Source organism: Gordonia sp. CPCC 205333, assembly GCF_048537885.1.
GTDB lineage: Bacteria > Actinomycetota > Actinomycetes > Mycobacteriales > Mycobacteriaceae > Gordonia.
Map to the genome: position 1 here is coordinate 25,367 of NZ_JBCLVI010000003.1, position 26,662 is coordinate 52,028.

31 protein-coding genes and 1 tRNA gene are annotated in these 26,662 nt (G+C 61.7%); 21 read left to right on the plus strand and 11 right to left on the minus strand.

Annotation, left to right across the window (positions count from 1 at the left end):
* From AAFP29_RS10280 to AAFP29_RS10300, 5 genes are all read right to left on the minus strand, one after another.
* Complete coding sequence (locus AAFP29_RS10280; RefSeq protein ID WP_419217284.1) at positions 1-2,013, minus strand: alpha-1,4-glucan--maltose-1-phosphate maltosyltransferase; 2,013 nt, start codon at positions 2,011-2,013, stop codon at positions 1-3.
* Positions 2,014-2,111: 98 nt separating this feature from the next.
* Positions 2,112-4,202 (minus strand): ATP-dependent DNA helicase, encoded by a 2,091-nt coding sequence (locus AAFP29_RS10285; RefSeq protein ID WP_419217285.1) that lies wholly within the window; start codon positions 4,200-4,202, stop codon positions 2,112-2,114.
* Positions 4,199-4,801 carry an isochorismatase family protein gene (locus AAFP29_RS10290; protein ID WP_419217286.1) on the minus strand — a complete coding sequence of 201 codons (603 nt, stop codon included), beginning with the start codon at positions 4,799-4,801 and terminating at the stop codon, positions 4,199-4,201. The genes AAFP29_RS10285 and AAFP29_RS10290 overlap by 4 nt, the downstream gene beginning before the upstream one ends.
* A 44-nt stretch (positions 4,802-4,845) precedes the next feature.
* Positions 4,846-5,181 carry a hypothetical protein gene (locus AAFP29_RS10295; RefSeq protein ID WP_419217287.1) on the minus strand — a complete coding sequence of 112 codons (336 nt, stop codon included), beginning with the start codon at positions 5,179-5,181 and terminating at the stop codon, positions 4,846-4,848.
* A 103-nt stretch (positions 5,182-5,284) separates the two neighbouring features.
* On the minus strand, positions 5,285-6,592 hold the full coding sequence (locus tag AAFP29_RS10300) for a nicotinate phosphoribosyltransferase (RefSeq protein ID WP_419217288.1): 1,308 nt from the start codon (positions 6,590-6,592) through the stop codon (positions 5,285-5,287).
* Between the two features lie 22 nt (positions 6,593-6,614).
* Here AAFP29_RS10300 and clpS point away from each other — a divergent pair, with 22 nt between their 5' ends.
* From clpS to rdgB, 12 genes are all read left to right on the plus strand, one after another.
* A complete protein-coding gene (gene clpS, locus AAFP29_RS10305) occupies positions 6,615-6,995 on the plus strand; it encodes an ATP-dependent Clp protease adapter ClpS (protein WP_419217289.1) in 381 nt (126 codons plus the stop codon).
* Positions 6,996-7,004: 9 nt separating this feature from the next.
* A complete protein-coding gene (locus AAFP29_RS10310) occupies positions 7,005-7,583 on the plus strand; it encodes a DUF2017 domain-containing protein (RefSeq protein ID WP_419217290.1) in 579 nt (192 codons plus the stop codon).
* The gene (locus AAFP29_RS10315) at positions 7,580-8,650 is read left to right on the plus strand and encodes a P1 family peptidase (RefSeq protein ID WP_419217291.1); all 1,071 of its coding nucleotides are present in this window, start codon (positions 7,580-7,582) and stop codon (positions 8,648-8,650) included. Before AAFP29_RS10310 ends, AAFP29_RS10315 begins: the two co-directional genes overlap by 4 nt.
* Before the next feature lie 56 nt (positions 8,651-8,706).
* Positions 8,707-9,129, plus strand: coding sequence for a Mov34/MPN/PAD-1 family protein (locus tag AAFP29_RS10320; RefSeq protein ID WP_419217292.1), 423 nt, complete (start codon positions 8,707-8,709; stop codon positions 9,127-9,129).
* A 2-nt stretch (positions 9,130-9,131) separates the two neighbouring features.
* Positions 9,132-9,428: a MoaD/ThiS family protein gene (locus AAFP29_RS10325; RefSeq protein WP_419217293.1), complete on the plus strand. Its 297-nt coding sequence runs from the start codon at positions 9,132-9,134 to the stop codon at positions 9,426-9,428.
* 11 nt (positions 9,429-9,439) lie between these two features.
* Positions 9,440-10,411: a PLP-dependent cysteine synthase family protein gene (locus AAFP29_RS10330; protein ID WP_419217294.1), complete on the plus strand. Its 972-nt coding sequence runs from the start codon at positions 9,440-9,442 to the stop codon at positions 10,409-10,411.
* Positions 10,412-10,426: 15 nt separating this feature from the next.
* A complete protein-coding gene (locus tag AAFP29_RS10335; protein WP_419217295.1) occupies positions 10,427-11,047 on the plus strand; it encodes a rhomboid family intramembrane serine protease in 621 nt (206 codons plus the stop codon).
* Positions 11,048-11,111: 64 nt separating this feature from the next.
* A complete protein-coding gene (murI, locus tag AAFP29_RS10340; protein ID WP_419217296.1) occupies positions 11,112-11,921 on the plus strand; it encodes a glutamate racemase in 810 nt (269 codons plus the stop codon).
* A gap of 70 nt (positions 11,922-11,991) precedes the next feature.
* Entirely contained in the window at positions 11,992-12,771 is a 780-nt protein-coding gene (locus AAFP29_RS10345; protein WP_419217297.1) for a cyclic nucleotide-degrading phosphodiesterase, read from the plus strand.
* A gap of 17 nt (positions 12,772-12,788) precedes the next feature.
* Entirely contained in the window at positions 12,789-13,367 is a 579-nt protein-coding gene (locus AAFP29_RS10350; protein WP_419217298.1) for an FBP domain-containing protein, read from the plus strand.
* 17 nt (positions 13,368-13,384) lie between these two features.
* Entirely contained in the window at positions 13,385-14,134 is a 750-nt protein-coding gene (gene rph, locus AAFP29_RS10355) for a ribonuclease PH (protein WP_419217299.1), read from the plus strand.
* On the plus strand, positions 14,131-14,763 hold the full coding sequence (gene rdgB, locus AAFP29_RS10360; protein ID WP_419217300.1) for an RdgB/HAM1 family non-canonical purine NTP pyrophosphatase: 633 nt from the start codon (positions 14,131-14,133) through the stop codon (positions 14,761-14,763). Before rph ends, rdgB begins: the two co-directional genes overlap by 4 nt.
* Positions 14,764-15,035: 272 nt before the next feature.
* Here the strand turns inward: rdgB and AAFP29_RS10365 are convergent, their stop codons facing one another.
* Both AAFP29_RS10365 and AAFP29_RS10370 read right to left on the minus strand, forming a co-directional pair.
* Positions 15,036-15,386 carry a DUF3817 domain-containing protein gene (locus AAFP29_RS10365; protein WP_419217301.1) on the minus strand — a complete coding sequence of 117 codons (351 nt, stop codon included), beginning with the start codon at positions 15,384-15,386 and terminating at the stop codon, positions 15,036-15,038.
* Positions 15,383-15,817, minus strand: coding sequence for a transcriptional regulator (locus AAFP29_RS10370; protein ID WP_419217302.1), 435 nt, complete (start codon positions 15,815-15,817; stop codon positions 15,383-15,385). The genes AAFP29_RS10365 and AAFP29_RS10370 overlap by 4 nt, the downstream gene beginning before the upstream one ends.
* Positions 15,818-15,937: 120 nt before the next feature.
* Between AAFP29_RS10370 and AAFP29_RS10375 the strand changes: the two genes are divergently transcribed.
* The 7 genes from AAFP29_RS10375 (at position 15,938) to AAFP29_RS10405 (ending at position 21,115) form a co-directional block, all read left to right on the plus strand.
* A tRNA-Leu gene (locus AAFP29_RS10375) sits at positions 15,938-16,022 on the plus strand.
* Positions 16,023-16,370: 348 nt separating this feature from the next.
* Positions 16,371-17,252, plus strand: coding sequence for a hypothetical protein (locus tag AAFP29_RS10380; protein ID WP_419217303.1), 882 nt, complete (start codon positions 16,371-16,373; stop codon positions 17,250-17,252).
* 579 nt (positions 17,253-17,831) lie between these two features.
* Positions 17,832-18,761 (plus strand): hypothetical protein, encoded by a 930-nt coding sequence (locus AAFP29_RS10385; protein WP_419217304.1) that lies wholly within the window; start codon positions 17,832-17,834, stop codon positions 18,759-18,761.
* 223 nt (positions 18,762-18,984) lie between these two features.
* Positions 18,985-19,377 carry a hypothetical protein gene (locus AAFP29_RS10390; RefSeq protein ID WP_419217305.1) on the plus strand — a complete coding sequence of 131 codons (393 nt, stop codon included), beginning with the start codon at positions 18,985-18,987 and terminating at the stop codon, positions 19,375-19,377.
* On the plus strand, positions 19,374-19,775 hold the full coding sequence (locus AAFP29_RS10395) for a helix-turn-helix domain-containing protein (protein ID WP_419217306.1): 402 nt from the start codon (positions 19,374-19,376) through the stop codon (positions 19,773-19,775). Before AAFP29_RS10390 ends, AAFP29_RS10395 begins: the two co-directional genes overlap by 4 nt.
* Positions 19,776-19,777: 2 nt before the next feature.
* Positions 19,778-20,299, plus strand: coding sequence for a hypothetical protein (locus AAFP29_RS10400; protein WP_419217307.1), 522 nt, complete (start codon positions 19,778-19,780; stop codon positions 20,297-20,299).
* A gap of 168 nt (positions 20,300-20,467) precedes the next feature.
* Entirely contained in the window at positions 20,468-21,115 is a 648-nt protein-coding gene (locus AAFP29_RS10405) for a tyrosine-type recombinase/integrase (RefSeq protein WP_419217308.1), read from the plus strand.
* Between the two features lie 118 nt (positions 21,116-21,233).
* Here the strand turns inward: AAFP29_RS10405 and AAFP29_RS10410 are convergent, their stop codons facing one another.
* The 4 genes from AAFP29_RS10410 to AAFP29_RS10425 form a co-directional block, all read right to left on the minus strand.
* Positions 21,234-22,595 (minus strand): ABC1 kinase family protein, encoded by a 1,362-nt coding sequence (locus AAFP29_RS10410; RefSeq protein WP_419217309.1) that lies wholly within the window; start codon positions 22,593-22,595, stop codon positions 21,234-21,236.
* 57 nt (positions 22,596-22,652) lie between these two features.
* Positions 22,653-23,216: a peroxiredoxin-like family protein gene (locus AAFP29_RS10415; protein ID WP_419217310.1), complete on the minus strand. Its 564-nt coding sequence runs from the start codon at positions 23,214-23,216 to the stop codon at positions 22,653-22,655.
* A complete protein-coding gene (locus AAFP29_RS10420; RefSeq protein ID WP_419217311.1) occupies positions 23,213-24,331 on the minus strand; it encodes an oxygenase MpaB family protein in 1,119 nt (372 codons plus the stop codon). Before AAFP29_RS10420 ends, AAFP29_RS10415 begins: the two co-directional genes overlap by 4 nt.
* Positions 24,332-24,574: 243 nt before the next feature.
* Positions 24,575-25,207, minus strand: a complete 633-nt coding sequence (locus AAFP29_RS10425; RefSeq protein ID WP_419217312.1) for a TetR/AcrR family transcriptional regulator — start codon at positions 25,205-25,207, stop codon at positions 24,575-24,577.
* 224 nt (positions 25,208-25,431) lie between these two features.
* Between AAFP29_RS10425 and AAFP29_RS10430 the strand changes: the two genes are divergently transcribed.
* The gene (locus AAFP29_RS10430) at positions 25,432-25,764 is read left to right on the plus strand and encodes a histone-like nucleoid-structuring protein Lsr2 (RefSeq protein WP_419217313.1); all 333 of its coding nucleotides are present in this window, start codon (positions 25,432-25,434) and stop codon (positions 25,762-25,764) included.
* Positions 25,765-25,880: 116 nt separating this feature from the next.
* Positions 25,881-26,630 carry a hypothetical protein gene (locus AAFP29_RS10435; protein ID WP_419217314.1) on the plus strand — a complete coding sequence of 250 codons (750 nt, stop codon included), beginning with the start codon at positions 25,881-25,883 and terminating at the stop codon, positions 26,628-26,630.
* The last annotated feature ends 32 nt before the right edge of the window (positions 26,631-26,662 follow it).

Sequence of the window (26,662 nt, forward strand, 5' to 3'; positions counted from 1 at the left end):
TCACCTCAGCCGATAGGACAGTTCACGGGCACGCGCCGGTTCGACGGGAGGCAGCGCCACAATGTGTGCAACCGCCCGCCAGGGCTCAAGTCTGATGAAATTGGCTTGGCCCCAATGGAATTCCTCGCCGCTCACCTCGTCACGTCCGCTGAATCTGTCGTGCCAATCGTAGCCGAGCGCGGGCATGTCCAGCCACAATGTCGATGTCTCGGCGGCGAATGGGTTGAGGTTGATGACCACCACCACCCGGTCACCGGTTTCCGGGTCGATCTTCGAATACGAGATCAGCGACGGATTGTCCAGATGGTGAAAGCTGATATTGCGCAACTGCTGTAGCGCTGGGTGGCGTCGGCGGATGGTGTTGAGCATGGTGATCCACGGCTCGAGTGATTCGCCCCGACTGGCGGCATCCTTGAAGTCTCGTGGGCGAAGCTCGTATTTCTCCGAATCGAGATACTCTTCGCTGCCGGGTTTCACCGCGATGTGTTCGTAGAGTTCGTATCCGCTGTACACACCCCAAGCCGGGCTCATCGTCGCGGCGAGCGCCGCGCGGAGCGCAAACATTCCGGGACCGCCGTACTGCAGGCTTTCGTGCAGAATATCAGGAGTGTTCACGAAGAGGTTGGGCCGCGCTTCGTCGGCGTGCGCTGCGATCTCGGTGCCGAACTCCTCCAATTCCCATTTCGTCGTCTTCCACGTGAAATAGGTATACGACTGTGTGAAGCCAAGGCGGGCAAGCCCGTACAACCTCGCCGGGCGCGTAAACGACTCGGAGAGAAAAAGCACCGACGGGTCGCGCTTTTTCACTTCGGTGATCAGCCACTCCCACATGTTTGGCGGTTTGGTATGTGGGTTGTCGACCCGAAAGATCTTGACGCCCAGGTTGACCCAGTGCAGTACGACTTTCAGCACCGCCCGATAGATGCCGTTTCGGTCATTGTCGAAATTGATCGGGTAGATATCTTGATACTTCTTCGGCGGGTTCTCGGCATAGGCGATGGTGCCGTCGGGTTGTGTGGTGAACCATTCCGGATGCTCGGTCGCCCACGGATGATCGGGTGCACACTGCAAAGCGAGGTCGAGCGCCACCTCCATCTGGAGTTCGCGGGCCCGTGCGACGAAGAAAGCGAAGTCGGCTTCACTGCCGAGGGCCGGATGAATCGCGTCGTGCCCGCCATCGGCGGAACCGATCGCCCACGGCGACCCGACATCGTCCGGTCCGGCGACCAGTGAGTTGTTGGGGCCCTTGCGATTTACGATGCCGATCGGATGGATGGGCGGAAGGTAAACGACGTCGAATCCCATCGACGCTATGCGGGGGAGGTCATCGGCCGCGGTTAGGAAGGTGCCGTGCAGAGGATGCCCGTCGTGGTCGAGGCCGCCGGTTGAGCGCGGGAAAAACTCGTACCAGGAACCGAAGAGCGCTCGGTGCCGGTCGGCCCAGACCCGATACGATTTCGATTTGGTCAGGAGTTCGCGCAGCGGGTGTCGCTGGAGCACAGCGACGACGTCGTCACTGATCGCCAGTGCCACGCGATTCTCGACGCGGCGTCGGGACGCGCGAAGGTCGCGGAGGGCGTCGGAGAGCAGTTGGGCGTCATCGTCGGCGACCGCGTCGAGTAGTTGCGCACGAGCCTGGGCGATGATCTCCACGCCGTTGGCCAAGTCGTTGGATAGATCTTCGGCACTTTGACCGGCATCGATTTTCTTGATGACAGCGTCGCGCCACGTGCTGTATGGGTCGCTCCACGCATCGATTCGGTACACCCAGAATCCGACCTTGTCTGGTACGAATGCGGCGTTGAAGGTGTCGGGCGCGGGGCCAGGGACCATCGCTATGTCGTAGTGGGTTTGTTCGGGTCCGTCGATATGCAGGGTGACGCCCAGCGCGTCGTGCCCTTCGCGCCAGGCGGTGGCGCTCACCGGAACGAGTTCTCCCACAACCGCTTTGACCGGATGTAGGCCGCCCGAGTTCGCAGGTGCGATGTCATCAATGCCCATGCGGCCGATCACGCGTGGTCTCCTTGAGTGTCAGTTGCTCTGCGGTCGCACTCAACCGTAGTCGTCATAGGCCATTTGAGTGCGACGTTGACTCGCCGATCAGCACCGGCTCAGCGTGGCAGTCGCTGTAGCGCTCCGAGAACAGTCTCGGTATTGGTGGTCTGCCAAAACGGCGGCAGCGACCTGACCAGGTAGCCGCCGTACCTGGCGTTCGCGAGCCGGGAGTCGAGCACGGCGACCACGCCACGGTCGTCGACCGAGCGGAGCAGGCGCCCGGCGCCCTGCGCCAGCAGCAAAGCCGCATGATTGGCGGCGACGGACATGAAACCGTTGCCGCCGCGGGCCTCGATGGCCCGCTGGCGCGCGGTGAGCAGCGGGTCGTCGGGACGCGGAAAGGGGATGCGGTCGATGACGACAAGCGACAGCGATGGTCCGGGAACATCGACGCCTTGCCACAGGGACAGGGTCCCGAACAGGCATGATTCGGCATCATCTGTGAATTCGCGGACCAGCGTCGAGGTCATGTCGTCGCCCTGGCAGAGGATGCGGTGATCGGTCGTATCCCGCATCGCGGCGGCGGCTTCCTTCGCCGCCCGCATCGAGGAGAACAGGCCAAGCGTCCGGCCGCCGGCTGCGGCCATGAGGTTCTTCAACTCGGCACTGGTGGCTTCGGACATGGCCGCGCGGCCGGGCGGCGGCAGATGCCGCGCGATGTAGAGGATCGCCGACTTGGGGTAGTCGAACGGCGAACCGGCGTCCAGACCGCGCCAGCGGATGTTCTCGGAGTCACTAGGAACTGCGAGACCCACCGCGGTGACATCGCCGACGGCGTGCGCGGCCGGCTCCGATGTCGTGGGGTCGCCGTCGGCGCGAGCATGGGCGGGCAGCCCCCAGGTCGCGGCAAGGGCATCGAAACTCCCGCCGACGACGAGTGTCGCCGACGTGAGAATTACCGTCGAATTGGCGAACAGTGAGGCCCGCAGCAGCCCGCCTACCGATAGTGGCGCAACCCGCAGCACAGCGTGCGTGTCGTTGCGGAAGCGATCATGGGCCACCCACACGACATCGCGGCGATTCGCCTCGTCGGGATCATCGAACGCACCGAGCACCCGAACCGCGGTGTCATGTAACTCTTCGAGTGAGGTGGTCGCGGCAGACCGCGCGGCGGCCGCATCGGGATCGGCCGCGCCAGCCTGTTTGACCGGCCCGATCGCGTTGCGCCCCTTCCACAATCGATCGCGAAGCGATGCCAGCGCCAAATCGTATCCATGCGGCAAGCGGGTTAGCCGACGCGGCGCGGAATCGTCGCCGGTATCGGCGAGCAGTTCGCCGAATTGCTCCGCGGCACCGACAATGTCATCGACCAACTCGTCATCGATCAACTTGGCGCAGCGTCGAGCGGCAAGGGTGATCGACGCCGCGCTCAACTCGGCTGTGGAGACCGCAGTGATGCGGTCGGTCAATTCGTGTGCCTCGTCGATGATGACGACGTCATGATCGGGCAGGATATTCGCCGGGCTGAGCGCGTCGATGGCGAGCATCGCGTGATTGGTCACGATCACGTCGGCCTGGCCGGCCAGCATCCGGGACTTCTCGGCGAAACAATCCTCGGCATAGGAGCAGTTGCTGGCGCCGAGACATTCGCGGGCGCTGACGCTGACCTGCTTCCAGGAACGGTCAACCACACCGGGCGTGAGGTCGTCGCGGTCGCCGGTTTCAGTGTCCGAGACCCATTCACGTAGCCGCGTCACTTCCCGTCCGGTGCGAGACAGTTCGAAGGCGTCATAGAGCGCGGTATCCGGCTCTTCGACCATGCCACCGTGAATCTTGTTGAGGCACAGGTAGTTTGATCGACCCTTGAGGATGGCGAACTTTGGCTCGGACCCGAGCGAACTGGCGAGGGCTTTCGCGAGCCGGGGCAGATCGCGTTCGACGAGCTGACGTTGCAGCGCAATCGTCGCGGTCGACACCACCACGGTCTTCCCGCTTTCCATCGCGTGGGCGATGGCCGGTATTAGGTAGGCCAACGACTTTCCGGTGCCGGTGCCGGCTTGGACGGCCAGATGCTCCCCGGTATCGATGGCATGGGCCACAGCGTTGGCCATCCGGATCTGGCCGGGTCGCGACGCCCCGCCGAGTGCATCGACGGCAGCTTCGAGCAGCGTGTTAACCGACGGAATGGTGGTTGCGGTCTTACTCAATTCTGATCGCTCGCAAGGCCGTCGCGAATATGGCCGACCAACTCGACACCGGCGTCCCGCAGTTGGGCCAGCGCCGACTCGGTGGTCGCAGCGGCGACGGCGGCGGTGTTCTCGAGGAGAACCCGTACCCGCAGACCGGCGCTGACGGCATCAAGCGCGGTGGCCCGGACACAATGATCGGTGGCAATACCGACGACGTCGACGGAGTCGATGTCGTTGTCGCGCAACCATTCTCCGAGGTTTGCGGTTGCGGGCTCCTGGGTGTCGCTCAGGGTTCCCTCGAAGCCCGAGTAGGCAGCGGTATAGGCGCCCTTGGAGAAAACGGCAGCCGCGACCGAGGCATCGAATGCAGGATGAAAATCCGCACCGTCGGTCCCGATCACGCAATGCGGCGGCCAGGTGTCAACGAAATCCGGCGTTGTGGAGAAGTGCGCGCCGGGATCGATGTGATAGTCGCGGGTCGCAACGACGATGGGGTAGTCGTGAGCCAATTCGGTGATCGATGCTGCGACGGCGGCTCCACCGGCTACCGGCAGGGAGCCGCCTTCGCAGAAGTCGTTCTGAACATCGACGACGATCAGTGCGGAGCGATTGGTCACGGCGTCCAGCTTATTCGATCGAAGGTTCGAATGCCCTCAACCGACTAGCGGTATATGTACGGGGTGTCGATGTATTTCGACTTCTTTCCCGACTGTGCATAACAATGCCGTAGGCCAGCGGCGGCGGAGTTCTGCCGACTGTCCAGGCTCGCTGCCTCGCCCCAGTACGCACTCAGCTGCGTTCCGTCCGAGCGATTGATCGATGCTGATCGTGCGTTATGCAAATAGACCTGGCTGTTGACCGCGCTGAGGTTGCTTTCATGCGCCGCGCACGACTTGGGCGCGGCATCGGCGGTAGCGCTGGTGAAACCGGCACCGGCCACGGCGGCGGCCGATAGGACAGCCAACGTCGACATGCGGATGAATTTCTGTGTGGTCATTGGACCCCCTGGTCAACTCGGCGAGCGGTTCTCGCCGGAGATTGACATTCATCCTAGTGCATCAGGGCTGGTTGTTGTTGGATTGCGGTTGGTGGGCCGAGGTCTACAGCGCGTACCGCGTCGGCACAGCCGGGTCGCCGTGCGACAACCCGAGTCCTTCCCACGGCAGGGAAACCAGCGCCGCGGCCAGGTGGTCGCGCGCATCGGTCAAACCGGGCAGGCCATCGACAGCCTCGCCCGCGCGCACCAACGGAATTTGCAGAGGACGCACCTGCTCGCCAGGTGAGTTGTCGAATGTGGGCGGTGTATCACCCGCCCCGAAGATGACTTCCTCGGTGATCGTGCCGGACGCGCGGGCCACCCGAACGGCCCGCTTCGCACCGCCACGCGATTCTTTGTGGCTTGAGCGTTTGGCGACGGGGCGTCCGTCGACCTCCACGAGTTTGTAGACCATCCCGGCCGTCGGCGCTCCGCTGCCAGTCACCAGCGACGTGCCTACGCCGTAGGTATCGACCGGCTCGGCTCGTAACGAGGCGATGGCGTATTCGTCGAGGTCACCGGAAACGACGATCTTGGTTTTGGTCGCTCCCAGACCGTCGAGTTGTTCGCGGACTTTGCGAGCCAGCACGCCGAGATCGCCGGAGTCGATGCGAACGGCCCCCAACTCGGCGCCAGCCACCTCGATCGCGTTGTAGACGCCCTGGGTGATGTCGTAGGTGTCCACTAGCAGGGTGGTGGTCACCCCCAGCGTCTCGATCTGAGCGGCGAACGCAGCCTTCTCGTCGGGCCCGTCTGGGCCGGTAAACGCGAGGGTGAAGGCATGCGCGGCGGTACCCGCGCTCGGGACGCCGTAACTACGAGCCGCTTCCAGATTCGACGTCGCGGCCAACCCGGCGATATAGGCGGCCCGCGAACTGGCCACAGCCGCGCGCTCATGAGTGCGTCGCGACCCCATTTCGATGATCGGCCGGCTGCCGGCCGCGCTGACCATACGTGCGGCGGCAGACGCGATCGCACTGTCGTGGTTCATGATTGACAGGATCACCGTCTCCAGGACCACCCCGTCCACAAAACTGCCCCGAACCGTCAGAATCGGCGACCCAGGGAAGTAGAGCTCGCCTTCGCGATACCCGTCGATATCACCGCCGAATCGATAATTGCGAAGCCAGTTCACCGTGTCGACGTCGAGGAATCTTTCGACGAGGGCGATCTCGTCTGGACCGAATCGGAAGTCGGCAAGGGCTTCCAGCACACGTCCGGTACCTCCGACGACGCCGTAGCGACGGCCGTCGGGGAGCCGACGTGCGAAGACTTCGAACACACACGGACGGTGGGCGATCGGTTGGCGCAGTGCCGCGGAGACCATCGTGAGTTCGTAGTGGTCGGTCAGCAACGACGTGTTCTGGCTCATCACATCAACTACCCTAGGCGCTATGGGTTTCCAAGCTATTCGGAGCGGGCCGGAGGTGACGCCCGGCGCTCGGAGTGTGGTGCGCGAGTCTGTCGTCGCAGCCCTCCCCGACGGCACGTCCGGCGGGTCGACGCTGACCGACCCGGATGTCGCTGATCACTCCGCACTCGACCGCCCCTGGGTCACCGTCGTCTGGGACGACCCGGTCAACCTGATGCAATATGTCGCGTTCATATTCCAGAAATTGTTCGGGTATTCCAAGGCGCGCGCCAACGAACTGATGATGCAAGTGCACACCGAGGGCAAGGCGGTCGTATCCAGTGGCGATCGCGACAAGATGGAAGCCGACGTTCGTCGGCTCCATACCGCGGGCCTGTGGGCCACGATGCAACGGGACGGCTGATCGAAACACGTGCGTACCTGGGAACGAGTTGGCCGTTCGCCCAACTATCGCTATCGATCTCAACTCGAGAGCAATGAGAGTCAGCTGATCGAGGCCGTGGTCACCTCGCTCGTCGAACTATTCGATGAGCGCGAACAATCGGCTCCGCATGACGACTTGGCCGGGATCACCGGCATCGCCATGGGGCATTCGTCAGCGCCGGGTGATGCCACGCTCGGCCGACTGCTGCCGGATTTTCACCGCCCGGATCAAGACGAGGTGTTGACCACCGACACTTTCGACGGCAACGTGAACGCGGCGCTGCGCAGTGTGCATGAGCCGCATATTTTGTCGGCGAAAAAGGCTGCGGCACAAACACTTCTGGATTCGCTGCCGATGGAGGGCGGTGACCTCGAGTTGACCGGTGAGCAAGCCAATGAATGGCTCACCGCGCTCAATGACGTCCGGCTCGCGCTTGGCGCGATGCTCGGTATCACCGAGGACACCCCGGATGAGTTGCCCTACGACGATCCGAAGGCCGGGCATCTGGAGGTCTACCGTTGGCTCACCCTGGTGCAGATGCTGCTTGTCGAAGAGTTGATGCGGTGAGCGTCGCAGGCCGCCGCATCTCCGACGTCGAGGGTGTCGGCGTCGGCCATTACGAGCGCATTGACGATGACGCGACAGTCGGCGAGGAGGCTCCGGGCAGCGGCTGGGCGTCGGGAACCACGGTGGTCACATTGCCGCCCGGCTCGGTCACCGCGGTGGACGTCCGCGGCGGGGGGCCGGGCACCCGTGAGACTGACCTGCTCGATCCGGTGAATACTGTTATCGGCGCGCATGCGATCGTGCTGTCCGGCGGCAGTGCGTACGGTCTGGCGGCGGCTGACGGCGTCATGCTCGCCCTGGAGGCCAAGGGCATCGGACTCCCGATGGATTCACTCGGTCATGTCGTCCCCATCGTGCCGGCAGCGGTGATCTTCGATCTTCTGGTCGGAGACTGGGCTAAGCGGCCCGACGTCGATTTCGGCGCCCGCGCATTGGGCGATGCGTCCGTGGATTTCGCCGTCGGCAGCGTCGGCGGCGGTACCGGCGCGCGAGCGGGTTGCCTCAAAGGCGGTGTGGGCACCGCGAGCATCACGCTTAATGACGGTCCAGCCTCCGGGGTAACGGTCGGCGCGCTCGTAGTTGCCAACCCGGTCGGTGACGTCCTCGATCTTTCGACGGGATTACCTTGGGGCGCAAGCAAATCGGTGTTGAGCCGGTTTGGGTTGCAACCGCCGTCGGCTAAGGATGTCGCGGTATTGGGTCAGTTGTCCGCTAAACAGACTGTCCTCAATACAACGATCGGCGTCGTCGCGGTTGATGCGAAACTCGACGTCGCGTCGACCAAACGGATCGCGATGGCCGCGCACGACGGCCTGGCCCGCGCGATTCGTCCGGCGCATTCACCACTCGATGGCGACACCCTGTTCGCGGTGGCGACCGGCAGGATCGAAACAGAGCGGTCGCCGCGGGTGCCGCCGGGTATGAATCCCGACGTCGCGCTCGTGGCGGCACTGGGGGCAGCCGCCGCGGATATGGTGGCCGACGCCATCGTCGATGCCGTGGTGAATGCGACCTCGGTTGCCGGTTTGCCGACGATGCGGCAGGTATTGCCGTCAGCTTTCGGATGAGATGGTTCCAGTAGCCGTGGGGAATACCGTCCCGATGTCACGACGTTGGCACAGTCGTGTTGACGATCGCCCAAGACCTGGTGGACGCCATGGTGGCGCATGCCCGCGCCGATCATCCCGACGAGGCGTGCGGAGTGATCGCGGGCCGCGAGAACTCCGACGAACCGCGCAGGCTGATCGAGATGATCAACGCTGAGCGCTCACCGACGTTCTATCGGTTTGATTCCGGCGAACAACTGACCGTCTGGCGCGAGATGGACCGCAACGACGAGGAACCCGTCGTCATCTACCACTCCCACACCGCGACCGAGGCCTATCCCAGCCGTACCGACGTCTCCTACGCATCCGAGCCCAACGCTCACTACGTGCTGATCTCCACCCGCGACGCGGACCAGGCCGAAGTCCGGAGCTATCGAATAGTCGACGGCGACGTGACTGAAGAACCTATCGTCATCAGCAGCCCAACCAACCAGGAGTGAGTATGGCCATCACGGTATCCATCCCGACTATTCTTCGTCCCTACACCGACGGCGAGAAGCGAGTCGAGGCCTCTGGTACATCGTTATCGGCGGTCATCGACGACCTGGAAAGCCGTCACGCGGGCCTCAAGGATCGGCTCGTCGCCGACGGCGCGCTGCACCGGTTCGTCAACGTCTACGTCAACGACGAGGACGTGCGCTTCTCCGGCGGGCTACAGACCGCCATTGACGACGGTGACGACGTCACGATCCTGCCGGCGGTCGCGGGCGGGGCAGGCGATGGTCGGGACCGAGAATAGGCACTGCGACGGTGACTCGCTACAACTCGCTCGTCGAATCGCTGGGACACACTCCGCTGGTGGGATTGCCGAAACTCTCGCCCCGCTGGAACGACTCGGGCGATGGTCCGCACGTCCGCATCTGGGCGAAACTCGAGGATCGTAATCCCACCGGATCGATCAAGGACCGACCGGCGCTGAGGATGATCGAGGCCGCCGAGCGTGACGGCACCCTTAAACCCGGCGACACGATTCTGGAGCCGACGAGTGGCAACACGGGCATTTCGCTTGCCATGGCCGCTAAAGTACGCGGCTACCGGCTGATCGTCGTGATGCCCGAGAACACCTCGGAAGAACGTCGGCAATTGCTGATCATGTTCGGCGCCGAGATCATCTCATCGCCTGCGGCAGGTGGATCCAACACTGCCGTCGCCAAGGCGAAAGAGATTGCCGCGCAACATGACGACTGGGTCATGCTCTACCAGTACGGAAATGCGGCCAATGCGCTCGCACACTACGAGGGCACCGGACCGGAGCTATACGCCGACCTACCTGAGATCACCCACTTCGTCGCGGGTCTGGGCACAACCGGAACCCTGATGGGCGTCGGGCGGTATCTACGTGAGCAGAATGCCGACGTCGAGATCGTGGCGGCCGAACCACGGTACGGCGACGAGGTCTACGGTTTACGCAATATCGACGAGGGCTTCATCCCCGAGTTGTATGACGAGTCGGTACTGACTCGTCGCTACTCGGTGACCGGCGCGGACGCGCTGGCACGTGTCCGCGAACTCATCGAGACGGAAGGCATCTTCGCGGGAGTATCGACCGGAGCGATTCTGCACGCGGCGCGCGGCGTTGGGCGGCGAGCAGTCAAGGCAGGCGAGCGCGCCGACATCGGCATCGTCGTGCCCGACGCGGGGTGGAAGTATCTCTCGACCGGCGCGTACACGGGTAGCCTGGACGAGGCCACCGAGGCGATCGCCGATCAACTCTGGGCGTGAGAAAGAAAGGTGCCGATGACCTACCCGCCGACTGTAAGTAGTGCCGGGAGCAGACTCCGCGACAAGCCGCTGTGGATCCGCTCAGGGATTGTCATGGCGATCATCGTCGCTGGGTTGTTCGTTATCGAGGCAATCGATCAGGCGACCAACTTCCAGCTCGACGACAACGGTATCGAACCGCGCCAACTGGATGGACTGGACGGCATCGTCTGGGCTCCGCTGCTGCATGCGGACTGGGCGCACCTGATCGGCAATGTCACCGTCGGCGCGGTACTCGGCTACATGCTCTTGCTGACGAGACGATTTGTGGTTGTCACCGCAATTGTCTGGATCGTGTCGGGGGCGGGAATTTGGCTGTTTTCCCCGCCGTACACCGTGACCGTTGGAGCATCAGGCGTCATTTTCGGTTGGTTGACCTTTCTCCTTGTACGCGGCATCTTCAACCGTGAGATCTGGCAATGCCTTCTTGGCGTGGCCTTGCTGTTGATCTACGGCAGTGTGCTCTGGGGAGTGCTGCCCACGGTCGGAGGCACAGTCTCGTGGCAAGGGCATCTGTTCGGCGCGATCGGCGGTGTAGTCGCCGCCTGGTGGCTGGCAACGCGAGACCGGAAGAAGGCCGCGACGCCGACATACTGACTGATCTGCTGCTTTGTTGTGAGATTCCCGAGAGGTCCAGACAATTACCACCCCGTCACCGGTCGTGCCGAAAAGTGCTGACCAGTCATCTGCGATCGGTATCTTCGATTCCGGCGTGGGCGGACTCACCGTCGCGCGCGCCATCATCGACCAATTGCCCGACGAAGACATTGTCTACATCGGCGACACCGCTAACGGCCCGTACGGCCCGCTGACGATTCCCGAGATTCGACGCCATGCGCTCGCCATCGGCGACGAGTTGGCGTCGCGCGGGGTGAAGGCGATTGTCATCGCGTGTAATACGGCATCGGCCGCATGCCTGTCCGATGCCCGCGAGCGGTATGCGCCAATACCGGTCATCGAGGTGGTACTGCCTGCGGTTCGGCGAGCTGTCGTCGCCACTCGATCCGGCCGGATCGGGGTAATCGGCACCAAGGCAACAATCGCGTCGCGCGCCTATCAGGATTCGTTCACCGCCGCCCGTGACGCCGTGATCACTGCCGTGCCGTGCCCACGATTCGTCGACTTCGTTGAGCGCGGTATCACCAGCGGGCGGCAGATTCTCGGCCTGACGCAGGGGTATCTCGAACCGTTGCAGGAGGCTGACGTTGACACGCTGGTTCTCGGCTGCACCCACTATCCGTTGCTCTCGGGTGTCATACAGTTGGCGATGGGCGATCAGGTGACATTGGTGTCGAGCGCCGAGGAAACTGCGAAGGATGTTCTGCGCGTTCTCACCGAACGTGATCTGCTGCACCCACATTCGAACCGCGCGGCATCGCGGGTGTTTCAGGCGACCGGAGACCCGGCGTCGTTCAAAACTCTTTCGACTCGCTTTCTGGGTCCGGCAGTTGGCGAAGTCACACATCTGTGAACACTGTGTGCCAAGCCCCAACACGGCGGTTCGCCGACAATCGTTTGATGCGGCGTGGCAAGGTGGGCACATGCGGTTGACAGTCCTCGGGTGCTCGGGAAGCGTCGGCGGTCCATCCGTCGCGTGTTCGGGTTATCTGTTGACAGTCCCCGACGAGCAGCCGGTGCTGCTGGACTGTGGACCCGGCGTATTCGGGGAGTTGCAGCGCTACGTCAATCCGAGTGATGTCGCCGTCGCCTTGAGCCATCTGCACGCCGATCACTGCATGGATTTGCCGGCGATGCTGGTGTGGCGCCGGTTCGCTCCGAAGCTAGCGGCGACCCACCGCGCGCCGCTATGGGGTCCGCCGGGAACCGCTCTGCGGATCGGTGCTGGTTCGTCCGAATTCGCCGGGGATATCGACGACATTTCCGACACTTTCGACACTCGGGAGTGGGTTGAAGGTGTCTCGGTGGAATTGGGTGGGATGACGTTGGTCCCCACTAAAATGGACCACCCGCCAGAGACCTATGGGGTCCGCATCACAGGTCCGCAGGGGGAGACCCTGGTCTACAGCGGCGACACCGCGCCGTGTGATCAGCTGATCGAGATGGCCGCCGACGCCGACGTATTCCTCTGCGAGGCATCGTGGACGCATGCGCCCGACGACCATCCGCCGCATCTGCACCTGTCGGGTGTCGAAGCGGGGGAGGCGGCGAGCAAGGCTGGCGTCAAACATCTGGCGCTCACCCACATCCCGCCGTGGACGTCGACTGACGACGTCGTCGCCGAGGCGCGCAGTCGGTATGCCGGACCGATCACCGTCATAGCGCCGGGGCAGATCATCGACGTGACGCCGACCGCGGTCTGAACAGGCTGGCTCGTTCCATGTTGCCGACGACCGAGGCCGAACTGCGGGCGTCGTTCATCAACTGTTCTAAAGGTGAGGCCGCACGGCTGGGTATTCCACTTCATCTACGTGGCGATCATGGCGGACTCGGCGGGCGCTACTCCCGGTCGGTTCCATGGGGTGACCTCGACTTCATCGGCTGGACCGACCCCGCCGCCGCGGGTCGCGGGTATCTGGTGATGCCCGACGGTGACGACCTTGTTGGAATTGCGTTGCGCTACAGTCGATCTGGTGCCGTCGGGTTACGCCGGGCGCAGATGTGCTCGGTGTGTTCGACTACGCATGTCGGCGGTGGGGTGTCGTTGATGACCGCGTTGCGCACCGGGGAGGCGGGCAAGCGGGGCAACACGGTCGGGCGGTACATCTGCACGGATTTCGACTGTTCGCTCTACGCCCGACGTCGAAAGTTGCCTTCGTTGGGGCGGCAGTACCGCGAGGATTTCGACATCGAACGCCGCATCGAACAAGTACAGGTGTCGGTCGCAGCATTCGTGGAACGGGTGCGCGGGGAAGACCCTCATCCGCAACACTCGCCCGATGTAGATTCGCGAACCTGAGCGGATAGTGTTGTCGCATGACGACACGTGCTGATGGCAGGGCCGACGACGAACTCCGTCCGATCACATTCACCCGCGGATTCACCTCGCATCCGGCTGGTTCGGTGCTGGTGGAGTTCGGGTCCACGCGGGTGATGTGTACCGCGAGTGTTACCGAGGGAGTGCCGCCGTGGCGGCGAGGATCCGGCCTGGGGTGGCTGACCGCGGAGTATGCGATGCTGCCGGCCGCAACCCATACTCGATCGTCACGCGAGTCGGTCAAAGGAAAGGTCGGCGGACGAACCCACGAGATCAGTCGACTGATCGGGCGGTCCCTGCGTGCGTGTATCGACCTCGCGGCTATCGGCGAGAACACCATTGCCCTCGACTGTGATGTGTTGCAGGCCGACGGTGGGACCAGGACTGCGGCGATCAGTGGTGCGTATGTGGCGTTGTCCGATGCGGTGACCTGGTTGTCCGCTGCGGGCAAACTGTCTGACCCGCAACCGATTTCGTGTGCGATTGCGGCGGTCAGCGTCGGAGTCGTCGATGGGCGGGTGCGACTGGACCTTCCATACGAGGAGGATTCGCGCGCCGAGGTCGACATGAACGTCGTCGCGACGGATGCCGGCACGCTGGTTGAGGTGCAGGGCACCGGTGAGGGAGCGACCTTCCCGCGCGCGACCCTGGACAAGTTGCTCGATATGGCGCAGGACGGAATCGCGACACTCTTCGAAGCGCAGCGTGAGGTGTTGGCGGCCGACTATCCGGGCGATCTGCCGTCGTGAACAAAGTTCTGCTGGCCAGTCGAAATGCCAAGAAGCTGACCGAGCTTCGCCGGGTCGTTGCCGCAGCGGGACTCGGTGGGCTCGAGGTCGTCGGGCTGGACGACGTACCGGAGTATCCGGAGGAGCCGGAGACGGGCGCGACCTTCGAGGAGAATGCCCTGATCAAGGCGCGCTCAGGTGCGCTGGCCACCGGATTGCCTTGTGTGGCAGACGATTCCGGTATTTCCGTCGACGCGCTTAATGGGATGCCGGGCGTGTTGTCGGCGCGATGGTCGGGTGTTCACGGAGATGACGAGGCGAACAACCGTCTGTTGCTCGCGCAGGTAAATGATGTGCCCGATGAGCGTCGGGGCGCGGGGTTCGTGTCGGCGTGTGCGCTGGTCACTCCCGCTGGCGCCGAAACCGTGGTGCGCGGCGAATGGCGTGGTGTGCTGCTGTCGGAGCCCAAGGGTGACAATGGGTTTGGCTATGACCCGCTATTCGCCCCCAACGACGAGATAGCTGCCGGGCGCAGTTCCGCAGAACTGTCGGCGCAGGAAAAGGATGCACTGAGCCATCGAGGCAAGGCGCTGGCGCAGTTGATTCCCGCGCTGAGGACGTTGGGGGAGAAGCAGCCGACCGCGGAGTAAGGACGCTCCGGCCGATGGTCGGGTGAGGGAGCCGCCGCCGATCGTTGAGTCAGGTAGCCCCACCGATTGTCGAGTGACCAAGCCTCCCCGCCGATCGTCGAGTGACCAAGCGAGCGCAGCGAGTCTTGGTTGTATCGAGACGCCCGCAGGCCGAGATGCCAACCTAACCACGACCGCCTGAACCCCCGACACCGCGCGCCAACCCCGACACCTCGGGACAGTCGGATCCCGGTCCTACTGTCGGTAGGCCGCAAGAATTCGGGCCGTCGACCCTAAATCCCGAACTGCTCCTTCACATCCTTGGTACGGATGTGCTCGAAGTAGAACGACAGAAACGGGATGGTTCCAGCAATCGCGGTGACGATCGTCTTGCCAACCGGCCAGCGCACCTTGATCGCGAGGTCGACGGTGAAGATCAGATATGCGAAATAGATCCAGCCATGCACAACGCCAACCCAGCCGAAGCCGTCGACATCAAAGCCGTACTTGGCGATCATCTCGACTACCAGCAGCAATAACCAAACACCGGTGATCCAGGCGAGCGCGCGATAGCGCACCAGGGCTCCGCGAACTTTCTCGACGGGAGTGGTGGCGGGTTGGTTGCTGGTCGACACGTCGCTCACGTGGTGCCTCTTTCTGCGCGGGGGGCTTCTGAGTTTCGGAGGTTCTTGAGGAAGTCGTTGTACGCGGCAAGGTCGGCATCATCGTCGGGATTCGACGTCGTGCCGAAGGCCGATGCGCTCGGCGTCGTCGGACGGTCGGGGAGGAGGCCGTCGGGAATGGTCGTCGCGCCGTGGGCGTCGGCCGCGATTTTCGCCTGCTCCTCCGGGCTGGCCTCCAACACAACGAAGCGTCGGTAGGCGTAGACGACGGCGATTGCGAAGGCCGGCCACTGCAGGGCGTAGCCGAGGTTTTGGGCCGTACCCGACGCCGATTCGTACCGGTCCCACTGCCACCAGGCCAGCACCAAACAAGCCAAGGCCGCGACCAGTGTCAGCGCGATCAACGCAGGCTTATGCCGACGTCGAGGGGCCGACTGGGGTTGCGACTGCATAGCTTGAGGTTACCTCGGTGGTACGACGGTCCGTAGCCTCGGGATCGGTCCTGGTGACAGTCGTCACGGCAGCCCGACTTCGTTCTGCGCCTGCTCAGGCGGTACAGTGAGTGCGCTCACGCGCGAGTGGCGGAATTGGCAGACGCGCTGGATTTAGGTTCCAGTGTCCTCGGACGTGGGGGTTCAAGTCCCCCCTCGCGCACCATTCGAACATCCAGGCCAACGCCATTTCTGGCACCTGACCTTTGTGTTTACACCTTTGAGGTGTGAACGCCTGTGAGTCTGTTCGAGCGTGTTTCAGCTAGAAGTGTGGCAAAATGTGGGCAGCACTCAAAGCCCCACAACGAGAGAAATGTGCCCTACCGACACTGTCGGTAGGGCACTGTAATTTCCGCGCATGAGGATCGCCGAGATCCCGCCGGAAGGTTGTTCTATCAGTGCGGAGGTTTCGGCGATGCAGCGTCGGCCAGCGGCGAGGTCTTCGGATGTTGGTTCCATCGTTCTTAGACATAACCAGCTGCGGTTTGGTTCCATCACTCGATAGAATCCTGCCGTGACTGCCACTAAAGTCTTCATCAGCTGGTCCGGCAGCCCGTCGCTCGTCGTAGCGCGAGTATGGGCGGCTCTCCTGAGAGATGTATTCGACGATTCAGTAGATTGCTTTATTTCGGATGAAATGGAGGCCGGTGTCATAAGCATGGCGCAGATCAGGGCAAATCTCGACGGCGCGAAGTTTGCCATAATAGTGACGACTCGTGCGAATCAGAATGCTAAGTGGCTGAATTTTGAGGCCGGAGTGGTATCACGACAATTACCTGATGACGAAATGCCGCGTGTGGTGCCTTGCCTGGTCGATTTTGACGCGATGAAAGAAGTGACCGGTCCTCTGACGATGTTTCAAATGAAAATGCTGACGGAAAAAGGCGTCGAGGAAACGGTGCGTTCCTTGGCCTCAGTGCTCGGTGCAGCTACCAACGTTCACACAAAGCGCTTCGGGCTGCTATGGGATACCGAATACAAAGAAGCCTTCGAGAAGGCGGCAGCGGTAGTTAAGAATTCAAAAGACCCGATTCCGGATCCTAGGCCCGAGAAGGATATTCTCGCCGAAGTTCTTGAAGGGGTACGCAGATTGCAGGCGGGTCAGTCTCAGAATTCCATGTCACGCGGTCCGGCTGCTCAAAATCCTCCACTTCCGCTTCGCGATTTCAGTCGAGCTCGTATGGACCATGCGATTCACAGATGGCTGGTCAAAAACAAATTCGATCCATCTCACATCGTCGAAATTGACCAAGTTAATCACCCTGACGACGATCTGAGTTTAGTGACTGTAAAGACAACGCTTCCCGTCAACGCGGCAAACGCCCTTGAAAACAGCCTCAACAGTGCTTTTGGCGATATTTCGTCAACCGTTTTTTTCAATTGCGAATCGGGTTGAACCTACCCAGCTAGGCGGACGGAGTCGGTGTTCGTCGCGCCGGTCGAGGTGTTCGTGACCCGACGGTGAGCCGCTGCCATCTGCGAGGGTCATGTGGTCGATGTCGCGGAGTACGCCTGCCGTTGGGTACCGGAGGTAATCGCGATGAACGTCAGGGTAGCGTTGTAGAAGACGGTGATCACGCGGTCACGCGAAGTCGCGGGCGGTCTCGGGGCCGACGCTGTCTCGGGAACTCTTTCCGCGGGATCTCAGGAACGCAATTGTTGATGTGCTGCACCGCGCGTCGGCGGCCAACTCTTCGTTCGTCATGCCTCGGTGCTCCGTGTATTGACGAAACGCCGTCTTGCTGATTAGTCGCACCCAAAGCCTCCCTGTGTCGGCGGCGCTGGTCTCTGCTCTAAATGTAACTCCATTCTTGATGCGTGATCAAGCGACAACCACAGCGCTTTGGTTACACCGCGCAAGCGTTCAGGTCGGGACGGCATGCAGGTGAAAGTAATCACACGCATGGAATTTGTAACTGCGACAGTTACACTCTGACTGTTCGAACAAGCGGCAAGCGTGGGAGCGTCTGAAACCGTGAGCGCATTGAGTGACCTGCTAAACGGCGGGAACGTGACTGCCCGCCAGGCGGCGGACAAAGCGGAGGCGCTTTGCGTGAAATTGCCGTACGGCACGATCGCGGCCTACTGGTCGGGTCGCCACGGCAAACCGTCGGCAACAACACTCAGTCGTCTCGCGCAGGTGGTGCCGTTTACCGAGAAGCAACTCCAAGAAGCGGCGTGGAACGTAACCGCGCCATTGGGGCCATATCGACCCCCTGAGGAGTCATTGCTCCTTGATCAACGTCAGCGCCGCGCAGTCGACGAACTCATCCGGAGCATCGTCACAAAGCAAGGAGCGAACGATGGCGTGGAAGATGCGACGAAACCGCATGCACAGGGCGAAACGAGTGAAGACCAGAAGCGCGAGCGCGGTCCCCGTGTTGATTACGCGTTCCCGTCATCTGCAATAGACATCGTAGGCCTCCTAGCAGACAGTGGTGACGGATTACCTTGGCACCTCACGATTGGGGAGTTGGTCGGGGAGGAAGATTCGTTCTCACACGTCGTAAATACCCAAGTCTCTGCTACGACTGAGCGTGACGCGATTTCGTTGGTACGCGGCGCGCTCATCGCAGGAGGCTTCGATGTCGACAAGGAGGGAGGCTATAACAATCGCCTCGACCTCGTTGCTCGCCGAGGTGACGAGACGGTCGTGATCGAGTTTGGTGATTGGACTCGTAAGGCGACTCTGGAGCGCGGCACCTATCGCCGCCTGGCCGACTTGGCACGAGCGCTGCCACCTGAGCTCCGCGCATTCGATGACGCCGAACTCGAATCGTCTGACGGCGAAGGTTTGAGCCAGTCTGACTTTGACCTTGCCGGCGGTGACCGTCGCACCCGCGGGCCATCGGAGGGTGTGAGGCGACGCCGGGCGCAGGACGAGGCCGCCGAGGGGGAGCAGTGAGCAGTAGTTCGGGCTACCTCATGGGTGGTTCGGGCTTTGTCCTGCTTGGATCGATTTACCTGGCTAGCTCGCCGGGACGGTGTCAGGGGGCGGGGTCCGGGCGACGACAGGAACGGGGCGGCCTGACATGTGCGCTAACCCGAAAGGGGAAATGTGACTTGACTCACTTTTCAAACCGAGTGACAAGCTCGACTGGATTACCTACCGTAGGTGTGGTGAAGTTATGACTTCACTTGGACGTGCCGTGCTGCATCAGGAGGCTGGATGTCGAACAGTGATCATGGGGGTCACGCGGGATGGAAAGTGTGAAGTTGAAGAGTTCTTGGCTGGACTGCCGCCGAAGGCGCAGGACAAGTTCCTTGCGTTGTTCGAGAGGTATTGCAAGATCGGCTACCTGAGAAGCCCGGACGTCATGAGACTGATCCAGGCTCCGGGAGCGCCGCCTGTTCACGAGATCAAAGTCCATTGGGGCCCGGGCTACAGACTCTTTGGGGTCGTCGACGGTGATGCGTTCGTAGCTACGCACGGTGCGCGGAAGCCCAAGAAGCTTCCGTCCCATGTGAAAAGGGCACGTGATCGGTACGCCGAGAGTTGCGAGAAATGGGAGAAGAGATGAGCAACAGCAGTTGGTATCGGGCGTCATCACCGGAACGTGCGCGTTCCTTGAGTGAAGAGCGCCTGATACTTGAATGTTCAGAGCTGGTCTATGAAGCTATGGACCGCGCCGGCGTGGCGACTAAGCAGGAATTGGCTGCTTTACTCGGCGTCAGCAAGAACGAGGTTGGACAACGTCTGTCCGGCCGGCGAAATCTAACCATTCGCACACTTGCTGCAATGCTCCACGTCCTAGGCGCTGAAGTATCAATCCAGCTCAAGAACGACGACAAGGCGACAGCGGCAGAGGCGGAGCCAGTTCGCTACTTGCCACCGGTTCATGTGCCAGCTAACCGCGGCTATCGTGCGGCACCAGTTCAGGTACCTCATTTCTCTGACAAGCTCGATAAGGTTCACTAGACGTGTCCAAATCCATTACTCCCGATGAAGGTGCTGCGGGTAACGCTCGAGTGCTGGAAAAGATCGACGGATTGCACGGGGTGCGGGTGCAGCACGCCAGTTGCAGCGCGCTTCGATCTTTCGCTTCAGACAGAGGCGACATGACAATGTCGACCGGCATCCAGGTGACTTTCCGAAGACCGCAGGCCGACGTCCTAACTACGATGGTCAGGTACGAGGTTGCCGCCTCTTTCGAGGGTGCGAAAGAAGACGAGGATGGACTTCCAGAGAAGGCAGATCGGATCTGGGAGATTAGCTTGGTGATCTGTGCTGATTGGGCCGTGCCAGAGGATGCTGATATTCCGGATGTGGACGCAAGAGGCTTTGCGCTAGGTCAAGGAGTAATGACGAGCCATCCATATGCACGCGAAACGGTACAAAGTCTTTCGACCAGGATGGGTTATCCGCCGGCGACGCTTGACATCATCCGGAGCCCTTGGCGCGGACTGGATAGTGTTGAGGTGGGAGGACCCGAGGACGAGTGAACTACACGGCCGTAATTCGTTCTCCCGCAACGGATGTCAGACCCATGCCCTAACTTTGATCGGCATGACCAAGTGGCATCCATGGCGCGAAGCGCGGCGGAAATACCTACTGATCGAACTGGCGAAGTTGCCAGACGATCATCGCGATTGCATCCACGGCGACCGCAGATGGAACTTCCGAAGAAGGTCAACAGGCGCAAGGTGTACCTGAGCCACGATCAACTTCACCGTTTCGCCGACGAGGTGGGCAAGACGGCCATCGACGCCGCCAAGCGCGCCACGTTGGTCCTCACGCTCGGCTACTGCGGGCCGCGATGGGGCGAAGCCACCGCGCTAAAAGTCCGCGATTTCAATGCGCTCCGACACCGCTTCCTCTTTCAAGACAATGCCGTCGAGGTTGACGGCGAAATCCGTGAGGGATCGACGAAGGGCGGCGACGAGCGAACAGCGCCAATCTCTACTTTTCTCGTCGACGCCATCGCGAAAGTGTGCGAGGGCAAAGGCCCCGACGATCTCATCTTCGACCACCCCGACGGCGGGTTCTTGCTGCTGCCGCCGTATGAGCGTGGATGGTGGCAGCAGTCGGTGAAGGGCGCTGGCATCCCGCGTATCACGCCACACGATCTACGGCACACCGCGGCGTCGTTGGCGGTGCAGGCCGGCGCGAACGTGAAGGCTCTGCAACGGATGCCTGGGCACAAGCGAGCGACCGAAACACTCGACATTTATGCCGACCTTTTCGACGACGATTTAGAGGGAATTGCCGACAGGCTTGATGAGGCCGCGGGCAGGATGTGGGCAAAACGAGCAAAATAGCACTCTGACCTGTACTGATGCGCGGGGTCAAGTCCCCCCCTCGCGCACCATTCGAACATCCAGCTCAGGATTCTTCTGCGCTCTGAATGCGACAGCCGACTAACTCTTGCGGCAGGTATTACCGATTGCTTGATAGCCACTGTTCTTCGGCACGCCCGATGGCTGTCTCTGTTGGTTCGTCATAGAGCCATTCCCGGCTGATTCGATGCCAGTTCGCTTCTGCGCGAAGCTCTCCCAGGAGACCAATAGTGAGGAACTCGGCGCGTCGAGAGAGCAGATGCTCGTGCGGTAGCTGCTTGCGACGGATTTCGTTGAAACCGTCGTCGCGCGGCACGACCGCTAGGAGTAGCGCTTCGGTGGCAATTTCGCTGGTTACGCGAACGGTGTTGTCGATGGCATGCCATGGCCCTGCGTCGCGCACAAAGCTGAGGCACTGCTCATCGTCGATCTCGTCATCGGGGCCGAAGACTCCGGCGGCCACTAGAACCTCCCGCACAGCTGGCCCGTCCCTCTCGACTGCGGCACGAATGAGTGCTCGTTCGCGTTGTGCTTCAACCGAAGTCAGTTGGTGGAATGTGCCAAAGTCGAGAAAGCACAACCGGCCGTCGGCCATCCCGAGGATATTGCCAGGGTGGGGATCTCCCGAGAACGATCCGTCGCGCAGTGCTCCGCCTACGTAGAAGCGGTAGATAAGTTCGCCGTACCGATTCCGTTCACGCTGGCCGCGCTCGCACAGTTCGGCAAACGGGATTCCGTCGACGTAATCGGTCACCAGAATGTGATCGGTGCTGAATTCGGTGACGACCGCAGGCACCATCACAAATGGGTGGCCGAAGTACTTGGCCGCGACAGCCTGTTGGGCCTGCGCCTCGTGGCGGTAATCCAGCTCGCGATCGAGAACCGCGGCGAGTTCATCGAAGATGGAACCGTCGCGCAGGGTTGGCCACTGGGTTGCCATCAGTTTGCCGAACAGCCGGAGATTACGAATATCGGCCCGGATCGCGGCGCCGATCCCTGGGTACTGCACCTTGACCGCTACCGTACGTCCGTCATGGAGAGTCGCGCGATATACCTGGCCGATGGATGCCGCACCGATGGGTTCACGATCGAAGTCGCGGAACACGGCGTCGATCGGTCCGAGTTCTGCTGTGATCACTTCGTGCATCGACTCGAAGGCGACGGCTGGTGCGTCGTCGCACAGCGAGGCGATCCTGGCGCGAAAATCTTCGCGGCGGTCTTCGGGAACGAATGACAGGTCGAAAACCGAGAGCATCTGGCCAGCCTTCATGGCACCACCCTTGAGTTTGCCCAGTATGTCGACGAACTGCTCGAGTGCCCGCAGGTTGGCACGCTCGGCGAGCAATGCGCGTGCCTCGTCGCTGTGGCCGATCATGGAGATCCGCGTCGTGGCGGTGCGAGCTACCTGACGCGCGGCGAGTTCCCCGAGCGCGGCGCCCCGCCGCAGTCGGCCTTCTGGCATCGCTTCTCGCGAACTGCCGGAACGTGAACGACGCCCGCTCACAGCTTGTTCATCCCGCTAGCTCGAAGGGGCCGTCGCCGAATCGACGATGGCTCGTTCGAGTGCCGTCACAAGCTGCTCTCCGGACGCCAAATCCGCGGCGAAACGGGGGCGGTGCTCCCAGGACACATGTGCGCCCCCTTTTGGCACCACAAAGATTCCGCCGAGTCGGAGGGGATCACCCGTTCGCTGAAACGGATAGACCCCCTGATGCACGAGTGATGCGAAGGTGGTCAGGTTTTGCAAACCCTGGTATGTGCGAGCTGCCCGCCCGAGACCCATAGTCCGATAGAGACTCGCGTCTTTGGTGACCATTACCGGCTCGCGAGATCTCGCCCGCTGCCGAAACGTGAACCCCTGAATAGAAGTGCCGATTCCGATAAGCACAATGCGTGCTCCCAGCGCGCAGATCTTGTCGTGATTCGCGGTCAACTCTCTAGCTTGAGCAAGGCCGAAAACGCTACCGAACTGAGGCAGGAACGCCAGTGCGACGGCGCTATCCCGCCAGAACTCTTGGAACTCATGCATGTGGTGACGATCATCGAAGACGCGTTCGTTGGTGATCATGTCTACCCGACTCACGCGTTGACCTCCGTCGCATCGAACCCAGCGGATTCCGACATCGCTGCGGCGGAAGTATGCCGAATAGGGCACGTCATCGTGCCACGCTTGCCGTACTGCAATTCCAAACCTGGATCGCGATTCATCGGTTCGACGCCGGTCGATTCCGCGTGACGTATGGCATTGTGCATGTATCCCCACGTCTCGGGACCGAAGTAGGGGATGAACAGACGCTCGATGATTGGATTGCGCAATGCACGCGCGACAGTCCGAATAGTGATTGTGCCAATCTTTGAGCGCAGCGCGTAGTGGTCCAGACCGCAGATCTGTCGCACGTAAGGGGTGAGGAGCGGGATCGCGGCCCAGATGGCGAATTTCATCCCGATCCCGAGAATCGCGTTGGGGTACAACGGCGTCATCGGAGTCTTGGTCATGAAGTCGGTCAGTTCCTGCGCCGGGCGCGTGAACGCCATCAATTCACGCTCAGCGTTGCGCACCCACTCTTCGACAGATTCGGGGGTATTCGGCAATTCGCCCGCTGGCATACCCATGAGCTGGCACACCATAACCTGCTCCCGATAGAACTCGCGCTCGTCGTCGTCGGTGGCGTGCGGATCGCCGAACGCCTTGTACGCCCGCCACAGGTGCGGCCAGCCCACCACATAGGTGAACTTCAAGGTCTCAACATGATTGGCCTGGAACTGTTCGTCGGTGGACGGGATCTCGCCGGTCACATGCGAGTGTTTCCGAAAGAGATCGATTCCCACCTTCTCGGCGGCGGTGGTGTCGCCTGCCACCGCACCGGCGAAGAAGTGCAGGCTACGCCGGATCCGGCCGATGGTGTCGTAGTAGTAGGTGGTGTGGTGCCCGACGCCGTAGGCCCCGCCGGGTTCGAGGACCGATATGAACAGGCCCGACAGAGCACCCATCCCCGCCACCATGACGTTCTCGTAGACCTTCCAGCTGATCGATTCCGGCCCGAAATAGCCATTGTCGATCCGTGGTTGCTCGGCGATCGCGAGCGCCTTACGCCCGTTCTTACCGTGCAATTTGAGGATGAAGTCGTAACGGCGATCTATCCGTTGTCGCTCCTCTTTTGAAAGTTTGATGCCCTCGGACAAGTCGATCGATCTCATGCCAGACCTCCTAGGGATTGTGGCGCCATCCCGATAGCTTGATTATCTCGATGGTGACGCTACTCCAACTTCCGGGAGTGAACAAGCGCCGGTCGTGCGGGAATAAGAGTTCGACACGCGTGGGCAACGGTCCGAATGAGAACCGGCGGATGGGTCACCTCGTGTCACGCCGAGAATCGGCGTCCAGCTGGGTCGGCCAGGAAGGCGTGACGCGCATCGTGCCGCGCACGTCGTCGGACCTACCTACGGTGTGGCGACGCGTTCCTCTAATCGCCCCAGCCAGAGCCGAAATGTCTCGACGAGGGTGCGAGATGACTCCTCAACGGAGATCACCCCAAAAGTTTGCAACTGAGCAAGTCCTAACCCTGTCGCCAGAATCGCATCGACGGACTCTTTGAGGGTGTTCTGGGCAACGGGCTGCAGGTTGGCGGGCACATGATCTTCGATCAGTACGCTCACCGATTCGCGAGCTCGATCGATATATGCGGTGGTTCGGGCGCGCTGTTCGGGTTGACGAAATGTGGTGATCCCGTATTCCGCGGCCAATATGAGCAGCCCACTGTCCGACGATAGGTCGGCCCACTTCGCAGCGAGGACGGTTAATCGGGCTTCGTCGTCGTCCGCTCCGACGAGTGCGGCCATCAGTCCAGCGAGGATGACCGAACTGCGTCTTTCCAACACCTCAAGGCAGAGTTCTTCCTTGGAGTCGTAGTTGCTGTAGATCGCCCCGATCGTGCGACCGGCTTCGGCGGCGATCGCGTTGAGCGATGCACCCCGATACCCAACCGCTAGAAATGTCTGCTCCGCGGCATCGAGGATTTCTTCACGCGTGAGGGCCTGACTCTCGGCCCGACTGAGTACCTTCCGCCGCCCCATGTCACCTACCTCGGTCCTCGTCCCGGCCGTCTGCGGCGACGATTTTCAAATAATATCGATACGGAGATATTTTCGCTATCCAACTTTACCCGTGGCGTGCGGGAGGGCGGTAATCGCGCCGCATGTGTCGCCGACACACCTTCGCCGGCCGACCGAGTTCGCCGCTTTCGTGCAGGTGGGCTGCTACGTTCGATCCTCAAGGGGATATGGCAAAGGATTTGGTAATGGCAAAGCGCGTCTCAGTGAAATACGTCGACGACCTCGACGGTAAGACTTTGGCGGATCCGGTGACCATCAAATTCGGTGTCGACGGCAAGAATTACGAGCTCGACACCTCGGCTGCTCACGCTAAGCAGTTTCAGAAACTCATCGAGGGTTATGTCGCAGTTTCCCGACGGGGCGGCCCGGCTGGGGTTCGGCATCTGTCATCTGCCGGTACTCGCTCGAAGGAACAGACTCAGGCAATCCGTGACTGGGCACGCAAAAATGATTACGAAGTGAGCGATCGCGGCCGAATCCCAGTGGCCGTCGTCGAAGCGTTCGACGCAGCTCACTAAGCCCCGTCACCATCACGGAACGGTTATGTTCCGGCGTCGGTTAGCACCAGAACTCCGTTGTTCGCCGATCGGTGAGTCATGCTTCGTTGGTACTCCTGTTGCGAAAGGTGCCAATGATGCGTGTGGGACGACTGAAGACGTGGATTGTCGCGTTGGCGGTTCTGGGAACGGTGGCGGGAGTAGCGTCTCCCGCGACCGCCGAACCGTCGAAGCGGGATGCGCCGCTCGTCGCGATCCGCAGTCTGCCGAAGCCCACCGCGACGCCGGTCGAGCTCATTGACACTCTTCAGGCGGCGAACGACACTCTCACCAAACTCGGAATCACACCGTTCCTTTGGCCGACGTTTGCCCCGTTCTGCTCCGACGTCGGCGCGCCCCTGGGCATCGTGCCGGCCGTGGCGGGAGCGGTGACTGGCCCGTATACGCCGCTCGTCGGCAGTATTCCGCCGATATTGGGCAACGACCTCAATACCGTGAAAAGTGGGGAAGTTCTCTACGGGTTTGTCCCGGCCGGCATAGTCAACGATTCCGCCGACAAGGCCGGTATGAATGTCGCCTGGTTCAATGTCAACAGTTTCAAGGGCGGATTCGTGCCGATGGGTAGCTTGTCGGACGCGGTCCTCAAGCCGATCGATGAGCAGATCGCCGCACTGGGATTGTTGAACAACCCGATTACGAAGCTATTGGTCGACAACGCGCTGAAACCCCTTAAGTCAGCGCTCAACGATCTTCCGCAAGCCGGAGTGCGCGCGGCGACCGTGAAAACAGGTCAGGGGCTGGTTCTCTCGGCCATCCTCGGCACCGTCAAGAATGGCGCGAATACCTGCTTCTTCCTTCCGACGGTGGGAATTCAGCAAGTCGGCTGAGCGTGCTGCGACCCATCGGTCGGATAAGCTAG